This is a genomic window from Rhizobium lentis (assembly GCF_014200175.1).
Classification (GTDB): Bacteria; Pseudomonadota; Alphaproteobacteria; order Rhizobiales; family Rhizobiaceae; genus Rhizobium; species Rhizobium mulingense.
Genome location: NZ_JACHBD010000010.1, coordinates 304,946 through 315,902, shown reverse-complemented (window position 1 = coordinate 315,902; position 10,957 = coordinate 304,946). Strand labels below are relative to the sequence as shown.

General features: G+C 65.1%; 10 protein-coding genes and 1 tRNA gene. 6 read left to right on the top strand and 5 right to left on the bottom strand.

Annotated features, from left to right (window positions below; all coding sequences use genetic code 11):
* Positions 1-1,153: 1,153 nt before the first annotated feature.
* Positions 1,154-3,085 (bottom strand): adenylate/guanylate cyclase domain-containing protein, encoded by a 1,932-nt coding sequence (locus GGI60_RS23450; protein WP_183918826.1) that lies wholly within the window; start codon positions 3,083-3,085, stop codon positions 1,154-1,156.
* A 198-nt stretch (positions 3,086-3,283) separates the two neighbouring features.
* On the opposite strand from GGI60_RS23450, the gene GGI60_RS23445 reads away from it, so the two are divergent.
* Positions 3,284-4,063, top strand: coding sequence for an SDR family NAD(P)-dependent oxidoreductase (locus tag GGI60_RS23445; RefSeq protein WP_183918812.1), 780 nt, complete (start codon positions 3,284-3,286; stop codon positions 4,061-4,063).
* A gap of 162 nt (positions 4,064-4,225) precedes the next feature.
* Here GGI60_RS23445 and GGI60_RS23440 read toward each other — a convergent pair whose 3' ends face one another.
* Entirely contained in the window at positions 4,226-4,573 is a 348-nt protein-coding gene (locus GGI60_RS23440) for a hypothetical protein (protein WP_183918811.1), read from the bottom strand.
* A gap of 99 nt (positions 4,574-4,672) precedes the next feature.
* Positions 4,673-4,747: transfer RNA gene (locus GGI60_RS23435), tRNA-Gln, on the bottom strand.
* Between the two features lie 165 nt (positions 4,748-4,912).
* On the opposite strand from GGI60_RS23435, the gene GGI60_RS23430 reads away from it, so the two are divergent.
* The 3 genes from GGI60_RS23430 to GGI60_RS23420 are packed head-to-tail and all read left to right on the top strand — an operon-like array spanning position 4,913 to position 8,010.
* Entirely contained in the window at positions 4,913-5,821 is a 909-nt protein-coding gene (locus tag GGI60_RS23430) for an MBL fold metallo-hydrolase (protein ID WP_183918825.1), read from the top strand.
* Positions 5,822-5,842: 21 nt separating this feature from the next.
* Positions 5,843-6,292 (top strand): thiol-disulfide oxidoreductase DCC family protein, encoded by a 450-nt coding sequence (locus GGI60_RS23425; RefSeq protein ID WP_096477307.1) that lies wholly within the window; start codon positions 5,843-5,845, stop codon positions 6,290-6,292.
* On the top strand, positions 6,289-8,010 hold the full coding sequence (locus tag GGI60_RS23420) for an SDR family oxidoreductase (RefSeq protein WP_183918810.1): 1,722 nt from the start codon (positions 6,289-6,291) through the stop codon (positions 8,008-8,010). The genes GGI60_RS23425 and GGI60_RS23420 overlap by 4 nt, the downstream gene beginning before the upstream one ends.
* A gap of 714 nt (positions 8,011-8,724) precedes the next feature.
* On the opposite strand, the gene GGI60_RS23415 is transcribed toward GGI60_RS23420, so the two are convergent.
* Complete coding sequence (locus GGI60_RS23415; protein WP_183918809.1) at positions 8,725-9,630, bottom strand: DUF1499 domain-containing protein; 906 nt, start codon at positions 9,628-9,630, stop codon at positions 8,725-8,727.
* 343 nt (positions 9,631-9,973) lie between these two features.
* Between GGI60_RS23415 and GGI60_RS23410 the strand changes: the two genes are divergently transcribed.
* Positions 9,974-10,363: a hypothetical protein gene (locus GGI60_RS23410; protein ID WP_183918808.1), complete on the top strand. Its 390-nt coding sequence runs from the start codon at positions 9,974-9,976 to the stop codon at positions 10,361-10,363.
* Between the two features lie 9 nt (positions 10,364-10,372).
* Here GGI60_RS23410 and GGI60_RS23405 read toward each other — a convergent pair whose 3' ends face one another.
* Entirely contained in the window at positions 10,373-10,618 is a 246-nt protein-coding gene (locus tag GGI60_RS23405) for a hypothetical protein (protein ID WP_064686508.1), read from the bottom strand.
* A 105-nt stretch (positions 10,619-10,723) separates the two neighbouring features.
* Here GGI60_RS23405 and GGI60_RS23400 point away from each other — a divergent pair, with 105 nt between their 5' ends.
* Positions 10,724-10,921, top strand: coding sequence for a hypothetical protein (locus GGI60_RS23400; protein WP_096477303.1), 198 nt, complete (start codon positions 10,724-10,726; stop codon positions 10,919-10,921).
* The last annotated feature ends 36 nt before the right edge of the window (positions 10,922-10,957 follow it).

Below are 10,957 nucleotides of genomic sequence, written 5' to 3'. Positions count from 1 at the left end.
TGTCCGGGAACGTCGCCAAACGCTCGAACATGAGTAGAATCAACACCGTGCGCCATGTCCACTAAATTTAAACCGGACAGCTGTGGCTCAAGGCCTGGGATGACGGAGTGTGTGGAGGCGCCCTGCCAAACTCCAATCTCCCCGCACCCCGCGGCGCCGGGATCCATGCCGCCGCCGTTTTCCCGGCAACCCCACTCTCCGTCATCCGGCCGACGGCATTGCGGTTCCAGCCCCGAGCCCCACCCCAATCTCCGTCATCCCAGGGCTTGACCCTGGGATCCACACGCAGCACTCGACGTACATACGTTCACAGACAGGCTGCCCCTGCCGTTTTCAGTGCCGACGGCCAACACCGCACTCGGCGCATGGATCCCAGGCTCAAGGCCTGGGATGACGGAGTGTGTGGAGGCGCCCTGCCAAGTTCCAGCCTTGCCGAACCCCGCGGCGCAGGGATCCATGCCGCCGCCGTTTTCCCGGCAACCCCACTCTCCGTCATCCGGCCGACGGCATCGCGGTTCCAGCCCGAGCCCCGCCCCAAGCTCCGTCATCCCAGGGCTTGACCCTGGGATCCACACGCAGCGCTCGACGTACATACGTTCACAGACAGGCTGGCCCTGCCATTCCCAGTGCCGACGGCCAACACCGCACTCGGCGCATGGATCCCAGGCTCAGGGCCTGGGATGACGGAGTGTGTGGAGGCGCCCTGCCAAGTTCCAACCTCGCCGCACCCCGCGGCGCCCATGCCGCCGCCGTTTTCGCCGGCGCTCCCACTCTCCGCCATCCGGCCGACGGCATTGCGGTTCTAGCCCGAGCCTCACCCCACCCTCCGTCATCCCAGGGCTTGACCCTGGATCCACACGCAACGCTCGACGTACATACGGTCACAGACAGGCTGCCCCTGCCGTTTCCAGTGCCGGCGGCCAACACCCTCACTCGCCGCATGGATCCCAGGCTCAAGGCCTGGGATGACGGAGTGTGTGGAGGCGCCCTGCCAAGTTCCAACCTCGCCGCACCCGCGGCGCCGGGATCGCCCGCACTCGCCGTCTGCCGATCCCCCCACCAAACGCCGGAAACCCACACCCAAAATCCCGCATCGAGCCCCGGCCAAACCTGCGTGCCGCAACATCCACCGGCGGCTCGCAAGCAGGCTGTTTTATGGCTGCTGGAGAGGCTCTGCCTTCCCCGCCTCGCATTCCGGCAGTCGCACAGGTTTGGCGAGTTTCGCCAGCACCTCGGGCCTGGCGCATGCCGGGAAGCCGGCGAGCGGCATCGTCTCTATGAACCGGTTGCGCTCGATTGTGCTCAGGCCGGGTTCATTAATCATGCTCTCGACGGTCACCTCGGGGTGCTGTTTGACAGCCTCCATGGCTGAAGCTTTCGCCTCTTCGGTTCGACCCAGTGCCGCCAGAGAGCTGCTGCGGACCACCCAAGTCCACCTTTGGTAGTTGTTGGGCGTCATGCGTTCCAGCATCGTCACCGCGTCCTGATACCGCCCCGCCATGAAATAGGCCGGTGCGAAGAAGTTGGACGCCCACATCGGATAGTTCGGGTCGAGCCGCATGACCTTGTCGACCATTTGAGCGCCGCGTTCCGGCTCTCCTAAGCGTGCGGCAAAGCCGCTGTAAAACGTCAGGATTTCCGACGAGCCCGGAGCCAGGCGAAGGGCCGTGTCGAATTCGGACTTGGCGCGGCCCATGTCGCCCTTATTGGCAAGGCTCATCGCAAACACCACGTGTGCTTCGGCATCGCGCGGATCGAGCCGCACCGCGCGTTCGGCTACATCGGCAGCCGCCTTGCGGTTGCCCTCGGGATCGACGCCGAACACACCCATCAGATCATGAGCGTGGTAAAGTTCTACCCAGGCCCGTGCCAGCCCGGGATCCAGCTCCACGGCGCGATTGAGAAAGGTGATGGCCTCCTCGTCATCGGCTTTGGTGAGCTTTTCGATCTTCTCGGAGCCGAGCAGGTAATAATCGTAGGCGTTCAGGTTTTCAGGCCGTTTGCGTTTGGCTGCAGCCCGCCCGGCCTCTTGAATCAGTCCCATTCCGCCGCCGAGCCGGTTGGCGACCTGCTCTGCGATTTCCGTCTGGACGGCGAATACGTCCTCGGCGGGCCGATCCCAATTCTCCGACCAGAGATGGCGGCCGGTTTTTGCATTGATCAACTGTGCAGTGATCCGTACCCGCCCACTCTGCCGCTGGATCGAGCCTTCCAGGACAAAGCCGACATGGAGCGCAGCTGCAACCTGAAGGGCATCCACCGGCCTGCCCTTGTAAGCTTCCGTCGAATTGCGCGCCACCACGTCGAATTCGGGAAACCGCGCGAGGTCGGTGATGACGTCCTCGGTCAGGCCATTGGCCAGGCGCCCGCTTGCCTCGTCGCCGCCATAATTTTCGAAGGGCAGCACCGCTACCGAAGGCTTGCCGGTCGGCATTTCCGGCTGGAGGAACCACCAGGCGGCCCCGCCGCCGGCCAGAGCCAAGGCGACGATCGCCGCCGCAACCGTCCCGGACCAGCGTGGTATCATTCCCAGAAGCGGGCGACGCGCCCGTTTGCCGTCGAGTCTCAGCCGATACATCCGCACTGGGCGGCTCATGTTCCTGATCTGCTGGTCGCCGGCGAAATCGAGCGGCCAGTCGAGTTTGCCCTGGAGATGATCATATGCCGTCCCCGACACCATCACGCCGCCCGGTTCGGCGTAATGCTCGAGTCGCGCGGCGACATTCACCCCATCTCCATACAGATCGCCATCCACCAAGGCGACATCGCCCAGATTGATCCCGACGCGGAATGCGATGCGCTCAGGCTCCGGCAGGTCGGCGTTGCGCGCCGCCACGCTATTCTGAAACTCCGCGGCGCAGGCAACCGCATCAACCACGCTGTCGAAGGCGACGAGCGCGCCATCGCCCATCAGCTTGATAACGGTGCCATGGTGCTCGGAGATGGCGGGATTGATCAGGTCGGCGCGGCTGGCCTTCAGCCGCCTGATGGTGCCGGCCTCATCGGCCTCCATCGCCTTCGAGTATCCAACCATATCCACTGCCAGAATCGCAAGCAGCTTCCGATCGTGCGCGGGGGTATTCATCATCGTTGCCTTGCTTGAACATGCAACAGGGCCGGCAGTCTACACCCGGGCAAGCGCCGCAACCAGCACGCCGCCCAAATGGCATGTCTGCTTGCGGCGCAATGCGGGCCGCGAACTCACGTCGGCCGGTGGCATCTGCTACCGAATTCTGCAAAACTGCTTGTCTCCCCCACCCCCACCATCGCGAAAGGAAACCCCATGAGCCGCATCTTCATCACCGGTTCCACCGATGGCCTCGGGCTTGCCGCTGCCCGCACCCTCATCAGCCAAGGCCATGACGTCGTCCTGCACGCCCGCTCCCGCGAACGCGCCGCCGCCATCGCCGACACGTCAGCCACCGCCCTCGGCCTCGTTATCGGCGATCTCGCCAGCGCCGCCGAAACCCGCTCCATCGCCGAACAGGTCAACGCCATCGGCCGCATGGACGCCGTCATCCACAATGCCGGCATCTACCTCGAAAGGAGCCGCGGCGAAACGCCGGAAGGCCACGCCAAGACGCTGGCGGTCAACCTGCTCGCCCCCTATCTCCTCACCGCCTGGATCACCCGCCCCGACCGGCTGATCTATCTCACGAGCGGCATGCACCGCAGCGGCGCCAGCAGCCTCGACGATATCGACTGGAAACGGCGGCCATGGAACGCCAGCCAGGCCTATTCCGAAAGCAAGCTCCACATCGCCACCCTTTCCGCCGCCCTCGCCCGCCACTGGCCGGATGTCTTCAGCAACGCCGTCGACCCCGGCTGGGTGCCGACGAAGATGGGCGGCGCCGGCGCACCGGATGATCTTGAGATGGGGCATCTGACGCAGACGTGGCTGGCGACGAGCGATGAGGATGCGGCCAAGGTCAGCGGCGGGTATTGGTATCATCGGCAGCGGCGGGAGGCAGCGGCGGAGGTTGGTGATGTGGGGTTTCAGGATGCGCTGTTGGAGAGGCTCGAGGATCTGACTGGCGTTCGGTTGATTGCAGAGCGCCAGTGAGGCGCGAGACGGGTCGCACTATCTTATCGGCACATTTCTTTTCCTTGCAGCGGTAACCAGCCGCTCATGGAGGCCGTTTACCGCAGGGGCCATCATGTAGCCGTTGTCCAGATCACCAATCATGACCGATTGCTCGCGTGGTGCAACAAGCCCCGCTGCGCTTCAAGGGCAATGGCGTTTGTTAATCTGGACTTCAACCGCCATCGCAATGACCCTCTTCCGATACTCCTCCACTTCGGACCTCCAAGCTTCCGTCCTCGCCAGTCGTTTAGCACCGTCCAAGGCGTGTCGCATTTCGATCTCTTGATCAGCAAGACGCAAGCTGCCTTTGCACTCGCTCTCAGCTGCGACAAACAGATCACTGGGCGGAATACAAGAGCGATGGGCGTTAACAATCACATCTGCCGAGAGACAGCTCAGATACATTTTCTGCCAGTGATCTGGCTCGGCGGTGGGCGCCTCCGAAGATATGGTCGCCGCGATACCCAGAGCAAGAATCACAATTCTCATTCAAAGCCCCGCTGATACGCTTCCATGGATCGGATTACTGTTACGGTTAGTAATTTCTAGTTTAAATTAACACATTGAAATAAGTGATGAAATATAGAATGGCTGGGGCGCCTGGATTCGAACCAGGGGATGGCGGTACCAAAAACCGCTGCCTTACCGCTTGGCTACGCCCCACCAGAGCTTTCGGCGCTAAGCGCCGGCTCAAATCGACGCCTGATTAGCAAAGCTCTCCGTTTGTCACAATGACTAAGTTGCGCATGCCGCAGATTTATGCGCTGCAGAGTGCCAAGGGCCGTGCTAGGAATGGGCGACGTCATCGGCCGCGAGATCATCGCCTTCATGGAAAGCCCCGCATTCGACCTTGCTTTCGAGCCGGCCTATGGGCGCGCCGTGCCGGTGGCGCCAGGGGTCGAGCGGATCACGGCGGAAAATCCCGGGCCTTTCACCTTTTACGGCACCAACAGCTATATCGTCGGCGCTTCCTCGGTCGCGGTCATCGATCCCGGGCCGGAGGACGAGGCGCATTATCGGGCGCTGATGGCGGCGCTCGCCGGCCGCGAGGTGACGCATATCTTCGTCAGCCACACGCATCGCGACCACTCGCCGCTGGCCCGCCGGCTGCAGTCGGCAACCGGGGCGGTGACGGTGGGCCAGGGGCCGCACCGGCCGGCACGGCCGCTGAGGGACGGCGAGAGCAATCCGTTTTCCGAAAGCTCGGATCTCGCCTTCGTGCCCGATATCGCGCTCAGTGACGGTCAGACCCTATCCGGCGATGGCTGGTCGCTGACATCGGTGGCCACACCGGGGCACACGGCCAATCATGCCGCCTTTGCGCTCGAAGGCCGCGATATCCTGTTTTCGGGCGATCATGTCATGGCCTGGTCGACCTCGATCGTCGCGCCGCCGGATGGCTCGATGGCTGATTACATGGCCTCGCTCGAGCGGCTGATGGAACGCCAGGACGGCCTGCTGCTGCCCGGCCATGGCGGGCCGGTCACGCAGCCCGCCGCCTTCCTGCAGGGCCTGAAGGCCCACCGGCTGGGGCGCGAGCGGGCGATCCTCGAGCGCATCCGGGCGGGGGACCGCGGGATATCCGAGATGGTGAAGGCGATCTATCGCGATACCGATCCGAAGCTGCATGGGGCGGCAGCACTTTCCGTGCTCGCCCATATCGAGGATCTCGTGGAGCGCGGCGAGATCGCGGCGGATGGGCCGCCTTCTCTTGCCGCCACCTACCGGCTGTTGTAAGCGTGAGATGGGGAGATTACCATGGCGCGCGCCGCTTACAGCTATCGCAACGATCCCGCCGTTCCCGCCTTCGCCGATGACCAGCCATTGATCGTTTTCGATGGCGAATGCGTCTTCTGCTCCGGCTGGGTGAAATTCGCGCTGAAGCACGACAGTAAGCGGCGATACCGCTTCCTCGCCGCCCAGACGCCGCTCGGCGCCGCCCTTTACCGGCATTACGGGCTGAATGAGCGCGACTATGAGACCAATATCCTCATCGAGAATGGCCGCGGCTATTTCAAGTCTGATGGTACGATCCGCATGGTGGCCGGCCTCGGCTTTCCCTGGTCGCTGGTCAAGGTCTTCCGGCTCTTGCCGCGCCGCCTTGCCGATGCGCTCTATGAATTCATCGCCCGCAACCGGCTGAAGATCGCCGGGCGGCAGAGCTGCATGGTGCCGACGGCGGAGCAGCGCAGCCGGTTCATCACATGAGCGGCGGCCGGCTCTCGCTGCTGATCATCGGCGGTTACGGCACTTTCGGCGGGCGGCTGGCGCGGCTGCTTGGCGATGAACCGCGCCTCAGGCTGTTGATCGCCGGGCGCTCGCTCGAAAAAGCCGACGATTTCGTGGCGGAGCTGCGCTCGCCGAGAGGTTGGACCGGGCGCCTCGGCGGCAACGATCTCGGCGCGTGGCTGCAGGCGGTCGCCTTCGATCGTGACGGCGATCTCATCGAACAGCTGACGCGGCTGCGGCCGGATCTCGTCGTCGATGCCTCGGGGCCGTTCCAAAGTTTCGGGGAAGACCCCTACAAGGTCGTGCGCGCCTGCATCGGCCTCGACATCGATTATGCCGATCTTGCCGACAGCACCGGCTTCGTCGCCGGCATCAGCGGGCTCGATGCCGAGGCGCGGGCGAAGGGCACCTTTGCGCTCTCCGGCCTCAGCAGCCTGCCGGCGCTCTCCTTCGCCGCACTCGCGGCGATGGCGCCGCAGTTCTCCCGCATCGAAAGCGTGGCGGCGGGCATTGCCCCGTCGGCGCATGTCAAGATCGGCCTCAATGTCGTCAAGGCGATCGCAAGCTATGCCGGCAAGCCGGTGGCGCTGCTGCGCGAGGGGCGGCCGGCCGCAGGGTCGGGGCTGATCGACGACATGCGGGTGACGATCGCGCCGCCCGGCGTGGCGCCGCTCGCCAGCCGGAAATTCCTGCTGGTCGATGCGCCCGATCTTGCGCTGCTGCCGCAGCACGTTCCCGGGCTGCAATCGACCTTCACCGGCGTCGGCACCGAGCCGCAGGCGCTGCAGCGGCTGCTTGGGCTTGCCGCCCGGCTGGTGCGCTTCCGGCTGCTGCCGTCACTCAGGCCGTTTTCCAGGGTGCTGCAGGAAGCCAGCCACGGCTTCGCCCTCGGCGCGCATCGCGGCGGCATGTTCGTGCGCGCCGGCGGGCTCGATCGCGATGGGCGGCGGATCACATCCAGCTGGGATCTGATTGCCGAAGGCGATGACGGGCCGTTCATTCCGGTCATCGGCGTGGAGGCGCTGGTGCGCCGGCTGCTTGAAGGCATCCGGCCCCAGAGTGGCGCGCGGCCGGCGGCGGGGGAATTGTCGCTTGCGGATTTCGAAGCGGCCTTCCGGCGGTTCAAGATCACCTCAGGCATCCGGCTGGACTACGAGGAGGAGCCGCCGCCGCTCTACCGGCGCATTCTCGGCAGCGCCTGGCAGCAGCTGCCGCCCGCCCTTGCCGCGATTCATGCCGGCGGCACGCGCCTCGCCTCCGGCCGGGCACGGATCGAGCGCGGCGGCGGGCTGCTCGCCCGGCTCGTCGCCGGCGTGATCGGTTTTCCCCCGGCCGGCGACGATGTGCCGGTCGCGGTACGCTTTGCCGCCGATGGCGACCGGGAGATCTGGACGCGGTCTTTCGGGGCGAAGACCTTCCGCAGCTGGCAGGCGGCGGGCACCGGCCGTGAGCGCCACCTGCTCGCCGAGGTCTTCGGGCCGTTCCGGGTGCTGCTGGCGCTGGTGCCGGAGGGGCGGAAGCTGCGGCTCGTGGTGCGCGGCTGGCGGTTTTGCGGCATTCCGCTGCCGCTTTCCCTGGCGCCGGGCGGCGATACTTATGAGGAGGAGCGCGATGGCCGGTTCCATTTTCATGTCGAGATCGGCGGGCGGCTGACCGGGCTGGTGGTGCGGTATTCGGGGTGGTTGGTGCTGGAGTGAGCCCTCTCCAGCCTCATGAAGGATCGGGCTGGCCACGGTGCCACCCGCCCTCGTCCTTCGAGGCCCCTGCGGGGCACCTCAGGATGAGGGCTGATCGTTGTGCGTGGCGCCTGCCAGCCTCTCTGCGGTGTGCCGTGGCAGGCACGGCGCGCCCTCTCTCCAGCCTCATCCTGCGGTGCGCAGCCCATAGGGCGAAGCCTCGAAGGACGGGGCTGGCCACCGGAACCACCCGCCCTCGCCCTTCGAGGCCCCCTGCGGGGCACCTCAGGATGAGGGCTGATCGTGGTGCGTGGCACCTGCCAGCCTCTCTGCGGTGTGCCGTGGCAGGCACGGCGCGCCCTCTCTCCAGCCTGATGGCGCGCCCTCTCTCCAGCCTCATCCTGAGGTGCGTAGCCCATAGGGCGAAGCCTCGAAGGACGGGCTGGCCACTGGTGCCACCCGCCCTCGCCCTTCGAGGCCCCTGCGGGGCACCTCAGGATGAGGGCTGATCGTTGTGCGTGGCACACCTTTCCTCCGTCATTGCTGTGTGCTCAGGGCTTTGCCCAAGGTCACAGGAATGAGATTGGGTGATATGGCAGGAGCATCGAGTTTGCGGTGCTGGAAGTGGGTCGAGCCTGCCGCACCCTCTCCCGGCCCTTCGCTTTGGGCTCAGGGCGTTCGCCGCTGCAATCGATTCACTGGATCGATTGCTGCCGCCTCTGGCGGCACCGCGGCTCACCCACCCGCAAGCCCCAGGAGTTCGGCGTCGAGCGCCTTCAGATAATCGCCGGCAACCTCGGCGCTGAAGCCGAGGTCGTGTTGGCCGTAGCGGGAGGCGACGCGGATGTCGACGAAGGTGGTTTCGGCCTCTTCACGCAGGCGAATGAGGATATCGAAGCGCAGGCCGAGGATCAGCGTGCGGTTGGTCGCCTGCAGCGTCACGCCATTGGCGCCGCGGATCAGCTTGGCGACATCGTCGTCATAGGGGCGCGGCGTCGGCACGGGGATGATGCCGGGCGCATCGGCGACGGCGTCGTCGCCGGGCGCGGGCTTGGCCGGCCGGTCCTCGAGATCGCCTTCGGGCTCTGTGGTGCCGGTGCTTTTCACGATTGTAAAGCCGCTCTGCTTGGCGACCTTGCGCACCGCCTCCAGCACGCGGTCGAGCGCGCCTTCGTAACGCCGGCCGGTCAGTTCGGGATAGGCGGCCAGCTGCTTTTCGCGATCCTCTGGCGTCACGAGGTTGCGCTTCAGCCAGATCTGATCGGCTTTCGGGGTCGACAGCCAGTCGGGGGCCGAGACCGGATCGGTGGAGACGTCGTAGATATCGGGCAGCGTCATGTAGCGCTCGGCGGCAAAGGCGCCGATGCCGAGCGGAAAGGCGGCGTAGATCAGCGCGGCGAGGGCTGCCAGCCCGCCTTCGGCCCCCGTCATCCAGAGGCTGCGCAGGCCGATTGCGGCCAGCAGCGCCGCCAGCAGCGCGAAGCCGGCGGCGGTGATCAGGAGCAGCACGAGATAGGGGGTGGCAAGCCCGCCGAAGCGATGGGCGATCAGCACCGCCAGCGCCAGAACCAGGGAAAACGCCCCGAGCAGCCGCGAAAAGCGGGCGGCGCTGGAAACGGGACGGTCGTAACGGATGGCCATCAAACTTACCGGTTGCTCGTCAGCGCCGCGCCCTCAACCACGCAAATCGCCATATCCCTGTTTAGAGCATGATGCCGAAAAGTGTGAAGCGGTTTTCGGACGACATCATGCTCTATTTCTTTGATTTAGATCCGGATTCAGATTTTAAGCCAGCCCGGCCCAAAATCACCCGGATCCGGGCAAAGATTCGGCTGAATTGAAACTGTTGTCTCGGAATATCAAAGGGAATTCACCTGGAGATGCCGAGGCGATGGCCGGGCCGATCCATCAGCCCTTGCTGATATGTCAAAAAAAGGTCATTCTGCCGCGGTTTCATCTCCGGTTTAAGGCAAGGAGAGGCGGGATGATTTCACCCGAGATAGCAGCAAGGCCGCAGGCGTCTGCGCTTGGCGGGATCGACCACAGCGAGCCGGTGCTGCCGATGGAGCTCGTCGAGCTCGAACTTTCACTCGAAGGCTATGCCGGCGGCGATGCCGGCTTCTGCGAGGCGGTGCGCCAGGCGGCGAACCGGGCGGGCGGTGAATTGCTGTTCGACCTGCCGGCCGCAGGCCTCGTCGCGGATTGCCGGCGCATCGCGGTGCTGCGCATTCCCGATGGCGGAAGCGAGATGCGCGTCGTGCTGGCGCTGCTCGATTATGCCGGCACCGAAATCCGCATGCAGGCGCCCGACCAGGAAACCGCGCATCTGGTGCGCTTCGCCGATGCCTTCATCGAGGTGCTGGAGCGGATCTGAGCTCCTGAATCAGCGCCGCTCGGCCGCGGCCTCCGCCAGGCTGCGGAAGGGAAACTTGCGGCCGCATTCGCACTTGAGCATGAAGCTTTCCTGGTGGTTGGAAGGGCGCTGCACGCCAAAACCGCGCGGCAACTGATCGACCTTGAAATCCGGATGCTTTCGCTTGGGATCGTCGATCTCCGAGGCCTCGGCAAAGCCGCTATTGCCGCATTGCGGGCAGTTCAGTTTCTTCGAAAATCGATCGCGGATGGCCATGCTGGTTTCCATGCTTGAGAGGCTTCCTCATACAGAGGAATGCCGGCTCGTGAAAGTGGAACCATCTCCCGGCGGTGCCGTTCCCTTGTCGAAAAGGAGGCGATCATGCCCAACAGAGATCCGATCCCGACACCGACGACCGATACGCCACGCGGCCCCACGCCGACGCCCGGCATTCCCGACCCCACCCAGCAGAAGCCGCCGCTGACACCGGTGCAGGACCCCGGCGATACCAAGAACCCGCAAGATCCGCCGCTCGACCCGGCACTGCTGCCGATCGGCGATCCGGCCGGGGCGGCGTAGCCTCCTCTTGAGGCTACTCTTGGCATCGCCGGCCCC